We start from the raw sequence: 19,197 nt of genomic DNA, 5'->3' as shown, positions 1-19,197 counted from the left end.
GACGTTAAGCCGTAATCGACACGCTCTTGATCTGAGCGTACAGGTTCTGCCCGGAGGTCAACGCCAGTTCGTCCCGCGCCCAGGGAGTAATACGCGCCCACAGGATCTGCCCGCCGATATCCAGTTTGACTTCAACCTGCTCGCCCACATCAAGGCATTCAATCACCCTGGCGGACAGCACGTTGCGGATACTGCTCGCCGCCGGGCGCTGCGTCACCAGCGACACATCCGCCGCATTGATGCGGATACGCAGCGCCGAGGCGAGCGGCGCGTCGACGCGCCCAACCCACAGATGCTGTTCGCCCAGCGACAGCGCGGTCATGGCGTAATGCGGGTGGTGCTCCATCACCGTCACCTTCAGGATACTGCTCTGTTCCTCGCGCGGCAGCCAGGCCCGCAGCGCGTTACTGGCCCACACCTCTTCCAGCGAACCCTGTGCCTTAACCTGCCCTTTGTCCAGCACCAGCACCTTGTCCGCCAGCCGCAGCACTTCTTCCAGGCTGTGACTGACATACAGGATCGGCGTGTTGACCTCGCGCGCCAGACGCTCCAGATAAGGCAGCAGCTCGCGCTTGCGCGGCACATCCAGCGACGCCAGCGGTTCATCCATCAGCAGCAGCTCCGGCGCGGTCAGCAACGCGCGGCCAATCGCCACCCGCTGTTTTTCGCCGCCGGACAAGGTGAGCGGGTAACGTTTGAGCAAATGCCCGATGCCGAGCAACTGCACGATATCGTCGAACTGCGCCTGCATCTGCGCCGCCATGCCGTAACGCAGATTTCCCAACACCCGGTAGTGCGGAAATAGCCGCGCATCCTGAAAAACATAGCCGATACGGCGTTTTTCCGGCGGCAGGAACACGCCCTTATCCCGATCGGACAGCACCCGGTCGTTAAGCTGAATCCGTCCTTTATCCGGTCGGGTCAGGCCAACGATAGCGTTGATCAGCGATGTTTTACCGGCGCCGGATACCCCGAATACGGCGGTAATCCCGCTGGCGGGAAGCTGGGTGGCGACGTTGAGCGTCAGGTCGCCCAGTTGCTGAGTAAAATCCAGTTGCAGCATTATCCCCCCAGCCGCTTGCGGCTCCAGCGCGTGAGCCATTCCGACAACAACAGCGACACCAGCGACAGCGCGATGGCGATGATACACAACCGGGCGGCCTGCATTTCCGCGCCCGGCGTTTCAATCAGCGTATACATGGCATTCGGAATGGTGCGGGTTTCCCCCGGAATGTTGGAAACAAAGGTGATGGTGGCGCCGAACTCCCCCAGCGAACGGGCGAACGCCAGTACGGTGCCGACAATGATGCCGGGCAGGGTCAGCGGCAGCGTGATGGTGAAAAATACCCGCCAGCGGCCGGCGCCAAGCGTGCGCGCGGCCAGCTCCAACCGGGTATCCACCGCTTCCAGCGCCAGCCGGATGGCGCGCACCATCAGCGGGAACGCCACCACCGCCGAGGCCAGCGCCGCGCCATGCCAGCTGAAACTGAAGCTGAAACCGAACCAGCTATAGAGCCAGCTGCCTACCACGCCTTTGCGCCCCATGATGATCAGCAACAGATAGCCGATCACCACCGGCGGCAGCACAAGCGGCAGGTGGATCACGCTGTCCAGCAGCGACTTGCCGACAAAGCGGCAACGCGCCAGCACCCAGGCGGCCAGAATGCCCAGCGGCAGACTACAACTGACCGCTACCAGCGATACCTTGAGGCTCAGCGAGACCGCCTGCCATTCGTAATCACTGAGCAGCATTAACCGGCGTGAATCCGTATTGTTTAAACACCACCGCCGCCTGAGGCGTTTTCAGGTAGTCAAAGAAGGCTTTGACCGCCGGGGTATTGTGCCCTTTGACGATAGCCATCGGGTATTCCACCGGTTTGTGGGTATTGGCCGGGAAAATGCCGACCACTTTCACTTTGGTGCTGGCGACCGCATCCGAACCGTAAACAATCCCCAACGGGGCTTCTTCGCGTTCTACCAGCACCATGGCGGCACGCACATCATTGGCGCGGGCCATCAGCGGCGACAGCGCGTCCCAGGCATTCAGTTTCTGCAACGCTTCTTTGGCGTAGATGCCGGCCGGCACGTGATCCGGGTCGCCCACCGACAGACGTCCGCCTTTCAGCAGGCCTTTCCAGTCGGTTTTATCGTCGATCTTGAACCCTTTGGTGTCGGAAGACTTAGGCGCAATCACCACCAGTTCATTGCCCAACAGGGTGTAACGGGTGTCGTTTTCGGTCAGTTGCTTGCCCTGAGCGTAATCCATCCACTGCTGATCCGCCGAGATGAACAGGTCGGCAGGCGCCCCTTGTTCAATCTGACGCGCCAGCGTCGACGACGAGGCGTAAGACGCCACGATAGAAACCTGTTTTTCCTTCTGATATTGCGCGGCGATATCCTGCAACGCATTGGTCAGCGAGGCGGCGGCAAACACGGTTACCTTGTCCTGCGCCAGCGCCGTATTCGCGCTCATACCCAGCGTTAACGCGGCAGCGGTCAGCCAGTAAGTCCATTGCTGTTTCATTTTGTCTCCCGAGGTTTTCGTTGTGTAGTTAGTAACATAACGATAAATACCGAATCTTGGCCGCCTTGTCATTGTTCTTAAGCAAAAAAAGTCTTAAGCAAAAAAAATCCGGCAAATGCCGGATTCGTCAGAAAGGGAAATCTGGGAAGGGATTATTTGCGCGCCGCAGCCGACTCGCGATGACCGATGGCGGAAAACAGGTTGAAGACTTCGCCCAACCCATAAATGGCTCCCAGAATCAGCGCCATCATTACCGGCACCATGCACACCGCAAACAGCAGGCTTTTCAGCAATTCCAACATATCGACCTCGTCTTTCATCGTGGCTGGCCGTCGCGCCGCCAGTCTCTCATTGATTCAGGGTAGACTATGCTAACCCCCATGACTGCTGATGAGTTTACCTGAATCGCCGGAATTAGAGCGGCCATTTGTGCGGTTTGCCTGTTTCACGCAAAACAATGACAATACAAACGATTAGCGACCCAGATACGGATGTGACCATGCAAGCAGAAATTCTCCTTACCCTGAAACTCCAGCAGCGGCTATTCGCCGACCCGCGTCGCATCGCGCTGCTCAAGCAAGTGCAGCAGACCGGCTCCATCAGTCAGGGAGCCCGGCTGGCCGACATCAGCTACAAAAGCGCCTGGGACGCGATTAACGAGATGAACCAGTTGGCGGAGCAGACCATCGTCGAGCGCACTACCGGCGGCAAAGGCGGCGGCGGCGCGATGCTGACCCGCTACGGCGAACGCCTGTTGCAACTGTATGACCTGCTGGCGCAGATCCAGCAGAAAGCCTTCGATGTGCTGCAGGATGATAACCTGCCGCTGGACAGCCTGCTGGCGGCCATCGCCCGCTTTTCGCTGCAAACCAGCGCCCGTAATCAGTTTTTCGGCACCGTCCTGGAACGCGACCAGCAGCAGGTACAACAGCATCTGTCGATCCTGCTGGCGGACGGCCGTACCCGCATTCAGGCCGCACTAACCCAGCAGAGCGCCGATCGGCTGCAACTGACCAGCGGCAAAGAAGTGCTGGCGCTGATTAAAGCGCCCTGGGTTGCCGTCACCTCGCAAACCGCGCCCGCGCCCGCTCATGACAATGTCCTGCCCGGCCGCATCAGCCATCTGCAGCCCGGCCCGGCGCAAAGCGAAGTGCTGGTCACGCTGGAAGGCGGCGAAGTGGTGTGCGCTACCCTGCCCAATGATGACGTAACGCGCCAGAGCCTGCAGCCGGAGATGGCGGTTTACGCCAGCTTTAACGCCGACCGGGTGATTATTGCCACCCTGTGCTAACGCGCGCACGGCACAACGCACCTTGACAAGCCGGCCGCTTCCCTTTACCCGTAGACGTTCTGTCATTTCGCAAAGGGAATCATCATGTCATTGCTGCACATCCATCAGGCACAGTTCCGGTTAAGCGATACCCGGATGATGCGTCTGGATGAACTCACGCTGCATCAGGATCAGTGCTGGGCGTTCGTCGGCGCCAACGGCAGCGGGAAATCGGCGCTGGCGCGCGCGCTCTCCGGCGAGCTGCTGCTGTTGTCAGGACAGCGCCAGTGTGACTTCCAGCGCGTGGCGCGCCTCTCTTTCGAGCAACTGCAGCAGTTGGTGTCGCTGGAGTGGCAACGCAACAACACCGATATGCTGAGCGCCGACGAGGACGACACCGGGCGCACCACCGCCGAGGTGATCCAGGACAGCGTGCACGACGCCGACCGCTGCCGCCAGCTGGCGACGCAATTCGGCATCCTCCATCTGCTCGACCGACGCTTCAAATACCTCTCTACCGGCGAAACCCGTAAGACCATGCTGTGTCAGGCGCTGATGACGCAGCCGGACCTGCTGATTCTCGACGAACCGTTCGACGGGCTGGACGTCGCCTCTCGTGCGCAGTTGGCCGACCTGCTGGCGTCGCTGGCGGCGCAGGGGCAAGCGCTGGTGCTGATTCTCAACCGCTTTGAGGATATTCCGGCGTTTGTCGGCCAGGTCGGCGTGCTGGCGGATTGCACCCTGACCCGGCAAGGCGCGCGCGAGGCGATTTTGTCCGATGCGCTGGTGTCGCAGCTGGCGCACAGCGAAACCCTGACCGATACCGCGCTGCCGGAAGCGGAAGACCCGACCCAGCGCCCGACCTTGTCGCCGGATCAACCGCGCATTCGCCTGCTGCACGGCGTGGTGAGCTACAACGATCGCCGCATTCTGAACGATTTGAGCTGGGAAGTACTGCCGGGCCAGCACTGGCAAATCGTCGGGCCGAACGGCGCCGGCAAATCCACCCTGCTTAGCCTGATCACCGGCGACCACCCGCAGGGCTACAGCAATGACCTGACGCTGTTTGGCCGTCGGCGCGGCAGCGGCGAAACCATCTGGGACATCAAGCGCCACATCGGCTACGTCAGCAGCAGCCTGCATCTGGAGTACCGCGTCAGCACCAGCGTGCGCAACGTGATCCTCTCCGGCTTCTTCGATTCCATCGGCATTTATCAGGCGGTGTCGGACCGTCAGCGTTTTCTCGCCGCCCAGTGGCTGGAACTGCTCGGCCTGCCGGACAGCGTGGCCGACGCCCCGTTCCAGTCATTGTCCTGGGGCCAGCAACGGCTGGCGCTGATTGTGCGCGCGCTGGTGAAACACCCGGCATTGCTGATTCTGGACGAACCGCTGCAGGGGTTGGACCCGCTCAACCGTCAGCTTATCCGCCGCTGGCTGGATATTCTGATCGGTCAGGGACAAACCCAACTGTTGTTCGTCTCCCACCATGCGGAAGACGCGCCGGACTGCATCACCCACCGTCTGACTTTTGTGCCGAACGACGACGGCTACCGCTACCAGATAGAAAACCGCTGACCTTTCACAGACGGTTTCGCCTCAGTCGAAACCGTCGCCTCACACGCGTTGACGATCGATTTAGTGATAACGCTACCACAAAGAATACAACGTATTTCACCCGGCACCACATCGCGCTATGCTGGTCGTTCACTCAATCAGGGAAGGGGTGAAAAGTGAGACGACCGCCTTAATTATCGCTATTTACGGCGTTGATCACCTTTTTCCTGCTATGGTCATGCTATTTTTCCAACCAGTTTTCTGCGACAGAGGTCATTATGAAAGTATTGGTTACAGGTGGTAGCGGTTACATAGGCAGCCATACCTGTGTGCAACTGATCGCCGCCGGCCATCAGCCGGTTATTCTCGACAACCTGTGCAACAGCAAATCCAGCGTGGCCGACGCCATTACCCGTGTCAGCGGGCAGGCGCCGGTATTCTATCAGGGCGATATCCGCGACCGCGCACTGCTGCAGACCATTTTTGCCGAACATGACATCGGCGCCGTGATCCACTTCGCGGGTCTCAAGGCGGTGGGCGAATCGGTCCGCGAGCCCATCAGCTACTACGACAACAACGTGTACGGCACGCTGACGCTGGTGGAAGCCATGAAACAGGCGGGCGTCAAGACGCTGATTTTCAGCTCCTCCGCCACCGTGTATGGCGACCAGCCGCAGATCCCGTATCAGGAAAGTTTCCCCACCGGCACCCCTGCCAGCCCCTACGGCCGCAGCAAACTGATGGTGGAGCAGATCCTGCAGGATTTGCAGCGCGCGGAACCGGACTGGAGCGTGGTGCTGCTGCGCTACTTCAACCCGGTGGGCGCGCATCCTTCGGGCGAAATGGGCGAAGATCCGCAGGGCGTACCCAATAACCTGATGCCTTACATCGCTCAGGTGGCGGTGGGCCGCCGCGACTCGCTGGCGATTTTCGGCAACGATTATCCGACCGTCGACGGCACCGGCGTGCGGGATTATATCCACGTGGTGGATTTGGCCGAGGGTCATGTCGCCGCCATGAATACCCTGCACGGCAAGCCCGGCGTACACACCTATAACCTCGGCGCCGGCGTAGGTTACAGCGTACTGCAGGTAGTGGAAGCCTTCAGCCGCGCCTGCGGCAAGCAACTGCCGTACCATTTCGCGCCCCGCCGTGACGGCGACCTGCCCGCTTACTGGGCCGACGCGGAAAAAGCCGCCCGCGAGCTTAACTGGCGCGTCAGCCGGACGCTGGACGAAATGGCCGCCGATACCTGGCGCTGGCAGTCCCGCCATCCGAATGGCTTTTCAGACTGACAGGCAGTGATAAGACACCGTTTTCAGGACGCATCGTTTTTCCGATAGCAACGTTTTTCGATGACAGAAATAAGGTATCCCATGGCGTATTTTGACCCCGTTGAACATCCGCATCGTCGCTACAACCCGCTGACCGGTCAGTGGGTGCTGGTATCGCCGCACCGCGCCAAACGTCCGTGGCTGGGGCAGCAGGAAAGCGTGTCGTCCGACCCGCTGCCGTCGCATGACCCAACCTGTTTCCTTTGCCCCGGCAACACGCGGGCGACCGGAGATACCAACCCTGACTATCAGGACACTTTTGTTTTCACCAACGATTTCGCCGCGCTGATGACCGACACCCCGGAAGCGCCGGAAAATAGCGATCCGCTGATGCGCTGCCAGAGCGCACGCGGCACCAGCCGGGTGATCTGCTTTTCGCCGGACCACAGCAAAACCCTGCCGGAACTGTCGCTCGGCGCGCTGGAACAGGTGGTCGCCACCTGGCAACAGCAGAGCGCCGAACTGGGGCAAACGTACCCGTGGGTGCAGGTATTCGAAAACAAAGGCGCGGCGATGGGCTGTTCCAACCCGCATCCGCACGGCCAGATCTGGGCCAATGATTTTCTGCCCAACGAAGCGGAACGGGAAGACCGGCTGCAACGCGACTATTTTCAGCAGTACGGCTCGCCGTTGCTGGTGGATTACCTGCAACGCGAATTGCAGGACGGCGCGCGCCATGTGGTGGAAACCGAGCACTGGCTGGCGGTGGTGCCCTACTGGGCGGCCTGGCCGTTTGAAACGCTGCTGCTGCCCAAAGCCCACACCCTGCGCCTGCCGGACGTCACCGCGGAACAGCGTCAGGATCTGGCGCTGGCGTTGAAGAAGCTCACCAGCCGCTACGACAACCTGTTCCAGACCTCGTTCCCCTACTCGATGGGCTGGCACGGCGCGCCGTTTACCGACGGCGATCACCCGCATTGGCAGTTGCACGCGCATTTTTATCCGCCGCTGTTGCGTTCCGCCACAGTGCGCAAATTCATGGTGGGCTACGAAATGCTGGCGGAAACCCAGCGCGATTTGACCGCCGAGCAGGCCGCGGAACGGCTACGTGCCGTCAGCGACATTCATTACCGTGATTCAGGAGTTCAGGCATGACCTTATCAGCACGCACCCAGGCGGTTTTCCAGCAGCAGTTCGGTTACCCGGCGACGCTTACCGTGCAGGCGCCGGGCCGGGTCAACCTGATAGGGGAACACACCGACTACAATGATGGCTTTGTGCTGCCGTGCGCCATCAACTATTCGACCACCATCAGCGCCGCACCGCGCGATGACCGGCAAATCCGCGTCATCGCGGTGGACTACGACAACCAGCAGGATCTGTTTTCGCTGGATGCGCCGATCGAACATCATCCGCAATGGCAGTGGGCGAATTATGTCCGCGGCGTGATCAAGCATCTGAAAACACGCAGCGATGCCTTTGGCGGCGCGGATCTGGTGATCAGCGGCGACGTACCGCAGGGCGCGGGTCTGAGTTCGTCGGCGTCGCTGGAAGTGGCGGTCGGCAAGGCGATTCAGGCGCTGTACCAGCTACCGCTGGACAATGTGGCGCTGGCGCTCAACGGTCAGGAAGCGGAAAACCAGTTCGTCGGCTGCAACTGCGGCATCATGGACCAGATGATTTCGGCGCAGGGCAAGCGCGGTCATGCGCTGTTGATTGACTGCCGTTCGCTGGAAACGCGCGCGGTGTCCATGCCGGACAACGTGGCGGTGATGATCATCAACTCCAACGTCAAACGCGGTCTGGTGGACAGCGAATACAATACCCGCCGCCAGCAGTGCGAAGCGGCGGCGCGTCATTTTCAGGTCAAGGCGCTGCGTGACGTCAGCGAAGCGGATTTCGCCGCCAAAGTCGATGGACTGGATGAAGTGGTGGCCCGTCGCGCCCGCCATATCATTACCGAGAACGCCCGTACCCTGGCGGCGGCCGACGCGCTGACGCGCGGCGATCTGCGCCAGATGGGCGAACTGATGGCCGCCTCCCATGCGTCGATGCGGGATGACTTCGCAATCACCGTGCCGCCCATCGACACGCTGGTAGACATTGTCAAAGCCGTGATCGGCGACGAAGGCGGCGTGCGCATGACCGGCGGTGGATTTGGTGGCTGTATCGTGGCGTTGATCCCACAACAGCACGTGACAGCGGTGCAAAATGCCGTGATGCGGGACTATCCGGCAAAAACCGGATTGCAACCCACCTGTTACGTCTGTCAGGCCTCGCCAGGAGCCGGTTATGTCGAATGACCCTGTTGAACCGCGTGCGTCGCAAACGGCGCTCGCCCCGGATGGTCAGCCGTTTCAGCTGACCGTACTGCAAAATCGCCACGGTACGCGGGTAACGTTGATGGATTGGGGAGCCACCTGGCTCTCCTGCCAGTTGCCGCTGCCCGGCGGCGCAACGCGTGAAGTGCTGCTGGGCTGCGCCCCCGAACAGTACCCGCATCAGGCCGCTTATCTGGGCGCGTCGGTGGGGCGCTACGCCAACCGTATCGCCAACGCCGCCCTGCGTCAGGGCGATGCGCTCATCCGCCTGCACGCCAATCAGGGCGTACATCAGTTGCATGGCGGGCCGGACGGCTTTCACGCCCGACGCTGGCAGATACTGCAACAGAGCGACGATCAGGTCATCTACCAGTTGCATTCGCCGGACGGCGATCAGGGCTTTCCCGGCGCGCTGACCGCGCAGGTCAGTTATCAGCTCACCGACCAGAATGCGCTGGACATCGAGTATCAGGCGGAAGTGGACCAGCCCTGCCCGGTGTGCCTGACCAACCATGCCTATTTCAACCTCGACGGCGCGCCGACCGACGTGCGGCATCACCAGTTGCAACTGATGGCGGATTACTATCTGCCGGTGAATCAGGACGGTATTCCCGGCGACGCGTTGCGGGACGTGACGGACGGCAGTTTCGATTTTCGTCAGCCCAAAACGCTGTTACAGGATTTTCTGGCCGATGCGGACCAGCAGGCCGTTCGTGGTTACGACCACGCTTTTCTGCTGCACCGCACCGGCGGCTCCGGCGAAAGCCCGGCCGCCAGCCTGTGGTCGGCGGACGGCAAGGTGCAGATGCGGGTGTACACCAGCGCGCCGGCATTGCAACTCTACAGCGGCAACTTTCTGGCCGGCACGCCGTCACGCGACGGCACGCCTTATGCCAACTACGCCGGGCTGGCGCTGGAAAGCGAATTTCTGCCGGACAGCCCCAATCATCCGGACTGGCCGCAACCCGACTGCTGGCTGAAACCCGGCAAGCGCTACCGCTCGCTTACCCGCTATGCGTTTATCGTCAGTCCTGCTGAAAACCCGACAGATTGATAAACTGAGAGCCAGCACGGCTGGCTCTTTACAAATCTGTGCAAATTCCTGCTTGTCCGGCGCGGATTACGCCTCTTACACTGGCAGCACTTTTTATAAGGATATTCACGCCATGACAGCCTCGCGCCATCATTCATTCAACCTGCGACATCTGCGCCATAAAAGCGGATGGGGTTGGATGTTGGCGTTATGCTGGTTGCTGCTGAATGCCCAACTGGCGGTGGCCGGTCACCGTTGCGAGCTGGCCGTAACCGCGGCGCCGGTGAGTATTCAACATGATGCCCACCGTATGCAGCCAGACGTCGTCATGCCCGATATGCCGGCCGCGCATGCCATGCAGTCCGCCGCTGACGTCAGCCCGGTGTGTGAAAAACACTGTCTGCCCGACTCCGCCAGTCAGGATTTACCGTCACTGTCATTACTGGCGCTGCCGGTTAACAGTGAACTGTTGCCGGCTCAACCGCCGGAGCCCGTTACCGCCAGCAGCAACAGTTGGTTTACGCCGCCGGTCGCCGGCCCGCCCGCCGAAATCCGTTTTTGCCGATTCAGAGAATAGCTTCCGCGATAAACAACCGTCGTGCGCTTTGGCGCAATAACTTGTTATTTATCGTATTTATGGAGCTATTATCATGCGTATGCTTTCCGTGGCTATCGCCACCCTGCTGTTTTCCGCCCCATTGCTGGCTGAACAAAATCAGACTCACACCATGACCGGCGAGATGGGCAACATGTCCCATACCATGCCAGGCGGGATGAATCACGACATGTCGTCCATGACCGCCGACGCCGCCCCGGTTTACCGCACCACCGGCACAGTCAAACAATGGAACGCCAGCGGCGTTACCCTGGCGCACGCCGCCGTCCCCGCGCTTCGCTGGCCGGCCATGACCATGAACTTCCGTCTGCCCGCGAACAATCACTGGACGCCGCTGCCCCAGGGCAGCGCGGTCAGCTTCAGCTTCGTGCAAAGCGCGGACGGCTACACCCTGACGGATATCAAACCGCAGCAAAACTAACCGGAGACCACCATGCACATACGCAAGTTCCGCGCTTCACGCGCGTGGCTGGCGATGTTGTTGTGGCTGCCTGCCGCGTCATTCGCGGCAGCACTGGATCTGGATGGCGCGCTACAGGCGGCGGAGCAGTACTCCGCCGACCTGTCAGCCAACCAGCACCGGATGAACGCGCTGCAAAACATGGCCGATTCCGCCACACAACTACCGGACCCTCAACTGAAATACGGCATCGAAAACGTACCGCTCGGCGGCAACAACACCCGGCGCCTGACGCGCGAAGGCATGACCATGCAACGCATCGGCATCATGCAGACGTATGTCAGCGCCACCAAGCGCGAACGTAAGGCGCAAACCATTCAGGCGGAAGCCGACACGGTACGCGGCAACAGCGAAGCCCTGCGCGCCCAGTTGCAACGCGATACCGCCCAGGCCTGGCTGGAACTGGCGCTTTCCCGCCAGATACTGCAGGAAGTCAACGCGCTGGTGCAGGAAAGCCAGCGACAGATTGCCGTTCAGAAAGCCGGCGTGGCGGCCGGCGGCGAGTCGACCCGGGTGCTGGACGCCCGGCTGACGTTCTCCGCCATGCAGGATCGGCTGGCGGACGCCACCCGTGATGCGGCCATCGCGCAAGCGCGGCTGACCCGGCTGACCGGCGTCGCCGATGTCGCCACGCAGGGGCCGCTGCCCCGTTTCGAACGTCTGCCCGCCGACCCGGCGGTGCTGTACGCCGCCATCGCCCAGCATCCGGAAATCGCCGAGGCCGAGCAGGAAACCCGGCTGGCGCAGGCACGAGCCGCCCAGTCAGCGGTAGCGGCGATCCCGGATGTCGGCGTCGAGGTCTACTACGGCCGCCGCGGTAATAGCTTCGATGATATGGCGGGCTTCGAAATCAGCATGGACCTGCCGTTGTTCCAGTCCAGGCGGCAGGACAAGGATCACGCCGCCGATGTGGCGCGCAGCATGGAAGCCCGCGATCGGGTCGCGCTCGCCCAGCGGGAGCACCGGGTGCAACTCGACACCCTGCTGGCGCAGTATCAGGCGGCGCAGTCACGCTGGCGTCGCCAGAACGACGAGGTGTTGCCGTTGCAGCAACAGCGCATCCGGCTGCTGCAAAGCCAGTATCAGAGCGGCGGCAGCGATTTGGCCGGCGTGCTGGAAGCCCGTCGCGCGCTGCTGGACAGCCGCATCGCCGCGCAGAACGCCGCCCGTGACATGGCGACGCTGTGGGCCGCCCTCCGCTACCTGACGCCACAAGGAACCGCCGCAAAATGAACCGAACTTTTACTGTCAGTCTGATTGCCGTGGCGCTGGCGGCCGCAGCAGTTGGTTACTCAGTTAGTTATTACAGCGGCAGCCGCGCCACCGGCACGACGACGCATGCCGCCGCCGCGACGCCCGACGCCAACGGCGGGCGTAAGGTCCTCTATTGGTATGACCCGATGGTGCCGGACAAGCGCTTCGATCAACCCGGCAAATCGCCGTTTATGGATATGCCGCTGACGCCGCGCTACGCCGATGAGGTGCAGGATAACGGCGGCGTGACGGTCAGTCCGCGCCAGCAACAGAATCTCGGCGTGCGCACCGCCAAAGCCGAACGCCGCGAACTGCAACCGCACGCTACCGGTTACGGTACCGTGGCGCTCAATGAGCGCACCCTGCGCACGCTGGTCGCCCCCAGCGGCGGCGTGGTGGAGCAACTCGGCGTCAACGCGGTACAACAGCCGGTGCAAAAAGGCCAGATGCTGGCGGTACTGTGGAACCCAACCTGGGCGGCAGCCCAGCAGGAGTATCTGGCGGTACGCCAGTTGGGGGACGCGGAGCTAAGTCAGGCCGCACGACAAAAACTGGCGCTGATGTTCATGCCGGAAAGCGTGATCCGTCAGGTGGAACGCAGCGGCAAACCGCAACCCCGGCTAACCATCACCGCACCGGAGAACGGCTACATCAACCGGCTGGATGTCCGTACCGGCGCCCAGTTGACGCCTGCGCAACCGCTGTTTGAGCTGGCCAGTCTCGACCCGGTGTGGGTTGAGGTGGAGTATCCGGCGGCACAGGCGGCGGCGTTGCATATCGGCGATGAGATGCTCGCCGTTAGCGATAGCTGGCCGGGCGACACCTTTCGCGGGCGCGTTGCCGAACTGCTGCCGCAACTCGACAGCGCCACCCGCACGCTGAAAGCCCGCGTAGTACTGGACAACCGGCAACAGCGCCTCAAACCCGGCATGTACCTGACGGTGAAGCTTGCCGCCGGCGTCGCCCGTCAGGCGCTGATGGTTCCTCAACAGGCGCTGTTGGTCAGCAGCCGGCAGAACCGGGTATTGCTGAACGACGGTCAGGGCTATTTCACGCCGCGCCCGGTTGACGTCGGCGTCATTCAGGACGGCTGGGCGGAAATCCGCTCGGGTCTTAACGAGGGCGATAGTGTGGTGATCTCCGGTCAGTTCCTGATCGACTCCGAAGCCAGCCTGCGCAGCGCGTTGACCTCGTTCAGCGACGCACCGCAGAACCAGAGCCCGGCCGCCACGCCCGCCCCCGTCGGCGACTACCAGACCAGAGGAGTCATCAAGGCCATCAACGGCAAGCAGGTGACCCTCGCCCACGACGCGGTGCCGGCGCTGGACTGGCCGCCGATGACCATGGATTTCACCTTCGACGGCGACGCGCTGCCAGCGACGCTCCAGCCCGGCATGACGGTGACATTTCGGTTCCGGCTGGATGACAACGGCGCGCGGCTGCTGGCTATCCAGCCTGTCGCCGCGGCGGCTCACGGAGGTCACCTATGATTGCTGCGGTGATTCGCTGGTCGATCAAAAACCGTTTTCTGGTGCTGATCGCCACGCTGCTGATGGCCGGCTGGGGGGTGATTTCGCTGCAGAAAACGCCGCTGGATGCGCTGCCGGACCTCTCCGACGTACAGGTCATTATCCGCGTCAGCTATCCCGGCAAGGCGCCGCAGGTGGTAGAAAATCAGGTCACCTATCCGTTGACCACCACCATGCTGTCGGTGCCCGGCGCGAAGACCGTACGCGGTTTTTCCATGTTTGGCGACGCCTACGTCTATGTGCTGTTTGAGGATGGCACCGACCCTTACTGGGCGCGCTCCCGCGTGCTGGAATACCTGAGTCAGGTGCAATCCACCCTGCCCGCCGATGCCAAAGCCTCGCTGGGGCCGGACGCCACCGGAGTGGGCTGGATCTACGAATACGCGCTGGTCGACCGTACCGGTCAACACAGTCTGGCGGATTTACGCGCCATTCAGGACTGGCTGTTGAAATATGAACTGAAAACCGTGCCCAACGTGGCGGAAGTCGCCAGCATCGGCGGCATGGTGCGGCAATATCAGGTGGTGCTGAATCCGGAACGGCTGCGCGCGCTCAACGTGACGCATCAGCAGGTGATCGACGCGCTGCGGGCCGCCAATCAGGAAAGCGGCGGTTCGGTTATCGAACTGGGGGAAGCCGAGTACATGGTACGAACTTCCGGCTATCTGCTGAAAACGGAAGACTTTCTCAACGTGGCGGTGGGTCGGCGCGACGGCATTCCGGTGCTGTTGCAGGATGTCGCCACCTTACGACAAGGCCCGGAAATGCGCCGCGGCATCGCCGAGCTAAACGGCGAAGGCGAAGTGGCGGGCGGCGTTATCGTGATGCGCTCCGGCAAAAATGCGCTGGAAACGCTGCGGGCGGTGCATGCCCGCCTGCAACAGGTCCGCCAAAGCCTGCCCGCCGGGGTGGAAATCGTCACTACCTACGATCGCTCGCCGCTGATCGAACGCGCCATCACTACCCTCAGCCACAAACTGCTGGAAGAGTTTGTGGTGGTGGCGCTGGTGTGCTCGCTGTTCCTGTTTCACTTCCGCTCCTCGCTGGTGGCGATCATCAGCCTGCCGCTGGGGATTCTGGGCGCGTTTATCATCATGCGCTATCAGGGGATCAACGCCAACATCATGTCGCTGGGCGGGATAGCCATCGCCATCGGCGCCATGGTGGACGCGGCCATTGTGATGATCGAGAACATGCACAAGGTGGTGGAACAGTGGCGGCATCAGCACCCGGACCATGAACCGGATAATGCCACCTGGTGGCGGCTCGCCACCCAGGCGGCGACGGAAGTGGGGCCAGCGCTGTTTTGCAGCCTGCTGATCATCACGCTGTCGTTTATCCCGGTGTTCTCGCTGGAAGCGCAGGAAGGCCGCATGTTCTCGCCGCTGGCGTTCACCAAAACCTACGCGATGGCGGTGTCCGCCGGTCTGGGGATCACGCTGGTGCCGGTGCTGATGGGCTATTTCGTGCGCGGCCGGATTCCCGACGAGCAGACCAATCCCCTCAACCGCTGGCTGATCGCCCTGTACCAGCCGGTGTTACGGCAGGTGCTGCGGTTTCCCAAAACCACGCTGGTCGTTTCACTGGCGCTGCTGGCGCTGACGCTGTTCCCGCTTGCCCGCCTCGGCAGCGAATTCATGCCGCCGCTGGACGAAGGCGACCTGCTGTATATGCCGTCCACGCTACCCGGCATTTCGCCGCGCGAAGCCGCACGGCTGTTGCAACAGACCGACCGGTTGATCAAAACCGTGCCGGAGGTGGATAGCGTATTCGGCAAAGCCGGCCGCGCCGACAGCGCCACCGATCCGGCGCCGCTGACCATGCTGGAAACCACCATCCGCCTGAAACCACGGGAACAATGGCGACCGGGCATGACGATGGACAAACTGATCGCCGAGTTAGACCAGACCGTCAGTATTCCCGGCATCGCCAACGTGTGGGTGCCGCCGATTCGCAACCGGCTCGACATGCTGGCGACCGGCATCAAAAGCCCGGTCGGCATCAAGGTCAACGGCGACAACCTGCATGACATCGAACAGGTGGCGGCGCAGATCGAGCAAGTGGTGAAGCGAGTGCCCGGCGTGACGTCGGCGCTGGCGGAACGGCTGGCGGGCGGGCGCTACATCGATATCGACATCGACCGGGTGCGGGCCGCCCGCTATGGCGTGTCGGTGCAGGAATTGCAGTCGATGGTCGCTACCCTGATCGGCGGGGAAAACATCGGCGAAACGCTGGAGGGCCGCCAGCGTTACCCGATCAACGTGCGTTACCCGCGGGAAATCCGCGACTCGGTAGACGCGGTGAAAAATCTGCCGGTGGTGACGCAAGGCGGCGCGCGCCTGACGCTGTCCGATCTGGCCGACGTGCGCGTCAGCGAAGGGCCGCCGATGCTAAAAAGCGAAAACGGCCGCCTGTCCGACTGGATTTATGTCGACCTGCGCGGGCGCGACCTGAAATCCGCCGTGGAAGATATGCAGCGTCAGGTGGCGCAGCAGGTCACGCTGCCGCAGGGGGTATCGGTGAGTTGGTCCGGCCAGTTTGAGTACCTGGAGCGGGCCACGGAAACCATGAAGCTGGTGGTGCCCTTCACCCTGCTGATTATTTTCATCCTGCTGTACGTGACTTTCGGCCAGATCAAAGACGCGCTGCTGATTATGGGTACACTACCGTTTGCGCTGATCGGCGGCGTCTGGCTGTTGTATCTGCTCGGCTATAATTTATCTGTCGCCGGTGCGGTGGGGTTCATCGCGCTGGCCGGGGTAGCGGCGGAGTTTGGCGTGATCATGTTGCTGTACCTGAATCACGCGGTGGAAAAACATCGCCAGCCGGGACAACCGTTGACCGACGATCAGTTGACGGCCGCCATTCGCGAAGGCGCGGTGTTGCGCGTGCGTCCGAAAATGATGACCGTCGCCACCATCATGGCCGGGTTGTTGCCGATCATGTGGGGCGGCGGCACGGGTTCGGAAATCATGCAGCGCATCGCGGCACCAATGGTCGGCGGCATGGTCAGCGCGCCGCTGCTGTCGATGCTGGTGATTCCGGCGCTGTTTTTGTTGCTCCATCGCAATACGGTGGAGAAACACACAAGCTGAAACGATAAAGCCGCCTGTTTTGTCGCCATTATGACGGCATATAAATCAGGCGGCCCGACGACTAGCGATTGCCGATAACCGCTCTCCGGCCCTATAATGAGAGCAGTTATCATAGAAATCTTAGTATATGAAGGAGTTAAGCATGGCTGTAACTAAGCTGGTACTGGTGCGACATGGTGAGAGCCAGTGGAACAACGAAAACCGCTTCACCGGCTGGATGGACGTTGAACTGTCCGAAAAAGGCGTCAACGAAGCCAAACAGGCAGGTAAATTGCTGAAAGAAGAAGGTTTCAGCTTTGATTTTGCCTACACCTCAGTGCTGAAACGTGCCATTCACACCCTGTGGAACGTGCTGGACGAGCTGGATCAGGCCTGGCTGCCGGTGGAAAAATGCTGGAAACTGAACGAGCGTCACTACGGTGCGCTGCAGGGTCTGAACAAAGCGGAAACCGCCGAAAAATACGGTGACGACCAGGTGAAACTGTGGCGTCGCGGCTTCGCGGTCACCCCGCCGGAACTGACCCGTGACGACGAGCGTTTCCCGGGCCATGATCCGCGCTACGCGTCGCTGAGCGACAAAGAGCTGCCGCTGACCGAAAGTCTGGCGCTGACCATCGAACGCGTAGTGCCGTACTGGAACGAAAGCATTCTGCCGCGCCTGAAAAAAGGCGAGCGCGTAATCATCGCCGCTCACGGCAACTCGCTGCGCGCGCTGGTGAAATACCTGGATAACATGAGCGAAGAAGAGATTCTGGAACTGAATATCCCGACTGCGGTTCCGCTGGTCTACGAATTCGACGAAAACTTCAAACCGATCAAACGTTACTATCTGGGCAACGCCGACGAGATCGCTGCCAAGGCAGCGGCGGTAGCCAACCAGGGTAAAGCGAAGTAATTCGTTTTATACACCCAGTGTAAAAAGAAAAAACCCGGTCCAGACCGGGTTTTTTTATGGGTGAACGGGTCAGGCATCAGCCGCGACGCTGACGTACCGCCGCCGCCAGCTGACGCAGCAGGCTGTCGGTATCATCCCAACCGATGCAGGCATCGGTGACGCTCTTGCCGTATACCAGCGGTTCGCCGCTCTCCAGATTCTGGTTGCCTTCCACCAGATGGCTTTCCACCATCACGCCCATGATCGCTCGCTCGCCGCCGCTGAGCTGACGGCACACGTCTTCACATACGTCCATCTGCTTTTTGAACTGCTTGCAGCTGTTGGCGTGGCTGAAGTCGATCATCACCTGCGTCGGCAGACCGGCTTTTTCCAGACCGGCTTTCACCGCCTGCACATGTTCCGCGCTGTAGTTCGGCTCTTTGCCGCCGCGCAGAATGATATGGCAGTCGTGGTTGCCGCTGGTGTTGACGATCGCCGAATGGCCCCACTTGGTCACCGACAGGAAGCAGTGCGGCGCGCGGGCGGCATTGATGGCGTCAATCGCTACCTTGATGGTGCCGTCGGTGCCGTTCTTGAAACCGACCGGACAGGACAGACCGGACGCCAGTTCGCGATGCACCTGAGATTCGGTGGTGCGTGCGCCGATAGCGCCCCAGCTCATCAAATCCGCCACGTATTGCGGCGAGATCATATCCAGGAACTCACCTGCCGCCGGCAAACCGGTATCGTTGATTTCCAGCAACAGCTGACGCGCAATGCGCAGACCGTCGTTAATCTGGAAGCTGTTATCCATGTGCGGATCGTTGATCAGCCCTTTCCAGCCCACGGTGGTACGCGGTTTTTCAAAATAGACGCGCATCACCACTTCCAGATCATCGCGCAGTTCGTCACGCAGTTTCAGCAACCGCGCGGCGTACTCTTTGGCCGCTTTCGGGTCATGGATGGAACACGGCCCAATCACCACCAGCAGGCGGTCGTCATTGCCTTTCAGGATCTTGTGAATGGCGCTGCGGGCATTAAATACTGTCTGTGCTGCGCGTTCGGTGGCCGGAAATTTTTCCAGCAGCGCAACGGGGGGGAGCAACTCTTTAATTTCTTTAATTCTCAAATCGTCATTCTGGTAATTCATAATGGGTCCATGTCTCCGCAGCAACAGACGTTCATCCCCTGTCTGCCCGGAGTAAAAAACGAAAAAATAAAAACGTCGTCGTTCATATTGCAGGCTGGCTATTATAAGTCAAGCGGCTAAAAAATGGCGCAATAATACCCACATGTTTTCACTGTTGCAGTCATCGGCTCTGGGAGCGGTTCGGTCATGCTGACCACAGGCATCAACTGGTGGTCCTTCGGCCGGACAGGACGGCGTTATGCC

17 protein-coding genes are annotated in these 19,197 nt (G+C 61.1%); 12 read left to right on the top strand and 5 right to left on the bottom strand.

What is annotated here, in order from left to right; all coding sequences use genetic code 11:
• Positions 1-4: 4 nt before the first annotated feature.
• The 4 genes from modC to CVE23_RS07050 form a co-directional block, all read right to left on the bottom strand.
• Positions 5-1,063: a molybdenum ABC transporter ATP-binding protein ModC gene (modC, locus tag CVE23_RS07065; protein ID WP_038918344.1), complete on the bottom strand. Its 1,059-nt coding sequence runs from the start codon at positions 1,061-1,063 to the stop codon at positions 5-7.
• Positions 1,063-1,752 (bottom strand): molybdate ABC transporter permease subunit, encoded by a 690-nt coding sequence (gene modB, locus CVE23_RS07060; RefSeq protein WP_038660719.1) that lies wholly within the window; start codon positions 1,750-1,752, stop codon positions 1,063-1,065. The genes modC and modB overlap by 1 nt, the downstream gene beginning before the upstream one ends.
• On the bottom strand, positions 1,739-2,524 hold the full coding sequence (modA, locus tag CVE23_RS07055; RefSeq protein WP_038660723.1) for a molybdate ABC transporter substrate-binding protein: 786 nt from the start codon (positions 2,522-2,524) through the stop codon (positions 1,739-1,741). Before modA ends, modB begins: the two co-directional genes overlap by 14 nt.
• 152 nt (positions 2,525-2,676) lie before the next feature.
• Positions 2,677-2,826: an AcrZ family multidrug efflux pump-associated protein gene (locus CVE23_RS07050; protein ID WP_038668761.1), complete on the bottom strand. Its 150-nt coding sequence runs from the start codon at positions 2,824-2,826 to the stop codon at positions 2,677-2,679.
• Between the two features lie 197 nt (positions 2,827-3,023).
• Here CVE23_RS07050 and modE point away from each other — a divergent pair, with 197 nt between their 5' ends.
• The 12 genes from modE (at position 3,024) to gpmA (ending at position 17,825) form a co-directional block, all read left to right on the top strand.
• Entirely contained in the window at positions 3,024-3,815 is a 792-nt protein-coding gene (modE, locus tag CVE23_RS07045) for a molybdenum-dependent transcriptional regulator (protein ID WP_100849169.1), read from the top strand.
• 84 nt (positions 3,816-3,899) lie between these two features.
• Positions 3,900-5,369: a molybdate ABC transporter ATP-binding protein ModF gene (gene modF, locus CVE23_RS07040; RefSeq protein WP_100849168.1), complete on the top strand. Its 1,470-nt coding sequence runs from the start codon at positions 3,900-3,902 to the stop codon at positions 5,367-5,369.
• A gap of 257 nt (positions 5,370-5,626) precedes the next feature.
• A complete protein-coding gene (galE, locus tag CVE23_RS07035; protein WP_049854830.1) occupies positions 5,627-6,643 on the top strand; it encodes a UDP-glucose 4-epimerase GalE in 1,017 nt (338 codons plus the stop codon).
• Positions 6,644-6,724: 81 nt separating this feature from the next.
• Positions 6,725-7,777, top strand: coding sequence for a galactose-1-phosphate uridylyltransferase (gene galT / locus CVE23_RS07030; protein ID WP_038918340.1), 1,053 nt, complete (start codon positions 6,725-6,727; stop codon positions 7,775-7,777).
• The gene (galK, locus tag CVE23_RS07025) at positions 7,774-8,925 is read left to right on the top strand and encodes a galactokinase (RefSeq protein WP_049854829.1); all 1,152 of its coding nucleotides are present in this window, start codon (positions 7,774-7,776) and stop codon (positions 8,923-8,925) included. The genes galT and galK overlap by 4 nt, the downstream gene beginning before the upstream one ends.
• Positions 8,915-9,997, top strand: coding sequence for a galactose-1-epimerase (gene galM, locus CVE23_RS07020; RefSeq protein WP_100849167.1), 1,083 nt, complete (start codon positions 8,915-8,917; stop codon positions 9,995-9,997). The genes galK and galM overlap by 11 nt, the downstream gene beginning before the upstream one ends.
• A 112-nt stretch (positions 9,998-10,109) precedes the next feature.
• The gene (locus CVE23_RS07015) at positions 10,110-10,553 is read left to right on the top strand and encodes a hypothetical protein (RefSeq protein WP_038918337.1); all 444 of its coding nucleotides are present in this window, start codon (positions 10,110-10,112) and stop codon (positions 10,551-10,553) included.
• 73 nt (positions 10,554-10,626) lie between these two features.
• Positions 10,627-11,013: a copper-binding protein gene (locus CVE23_RS07010; RefSeq protein ID WP_100849166.1), complete on the top strand. Its 387-nt coding sequence runs from the start codon at positions 10,627-10,629 to the stop codon at positions 11,011-11,013.
• A gap of 12 nt (positions 11,014-11,025) precedes the next feature.
• The gene (locus CVE23_RS07005; RefSeq protein WP_038918335.1) at positions 11,026-12,285 is read left to right on the top strand and encodes a TolC family protein; all 1,260 of its coding nucleotides are present in this window, start codon (positions 11,026-11,028) and stop codon (positions 12,283-12,285) included.
• Positions 12,282-13,796 carry an efflux RND transporter periplasmic adaptor subunit gene (locus CVE23_RS07000; protein WP_100849165.1) on the top strand — a complete coding sequence of 505 codons (1,515 nt, stop codon included), beginning with the start codon at positions 12,282-12,284 and terminating at the stop codon, positions 13,794-13,796. Before CVE23_RS07005 ends, CVE23_RS07000 begins: the two co-directional genes overlap by 4 nt.
• Positions 13,793-16,930 (top strand): efflux RND transporter permease subunit, encoded by a 3,138-nt coding sequence (locus CVE23_RS06995; protein WP_100849164.1) that lies wholly within the window; start codon positions 13,793-13,795, stop codon positions 16,928-16,930. Before CVE23_RS07000 ends, CVE23_RS06995 begins: the two co-directional genes overlap by 4 nt.
• Before the next feature lie 142 nt (positions 16,931-17,072).
• Positions 17,073-17,825 (top strand): 2,3-diphosphoglycerate-dependent phosphoglycerate mutase, encoded by a 753-nt coding sequence (gpmA, locus tag CVE23_RS06990; RefSeq protein ID WP_038660762.1) that lies wholly within the window; start codon positions 17,073-17,075, stop codon positions 17,823-17,825.
• Between the two features lie 76 nt (positions 17,826-17,901).
• Here gpmA and aroG read toward each other — a convergent pair whose 3' ends face one another.
• The gene (aroG, locus tag CVE23_RS06985; protein WP_038918332.1) at positions 17,902-18,954 is read right to left on the bottom strand and encodes a 3-deoxy-7-phosphoheptulonate synthase AroG; all 1,053 of its coding nucleotides are present in this window, start codon (positions 18,952-18,954) and stop codon (positions 17,902-17,904) included.
• Positions 18,955-19,197 lie beyond the last annotated feature (243 nt).

Origin of the sequence: Dickeya fangzhongdai, from assembly GCF_002812485.1 — a bacterium.
Lineage (GTDB): Bacteria > Pseudomonadota > Gammaproteobacteria > Enterobacterales > Enterobacteriaceae > Dickeya > Dickeya fangzhongdai.
This window is presented reverse-complemented; position numbering and strand designations above follow the sequence as displayed.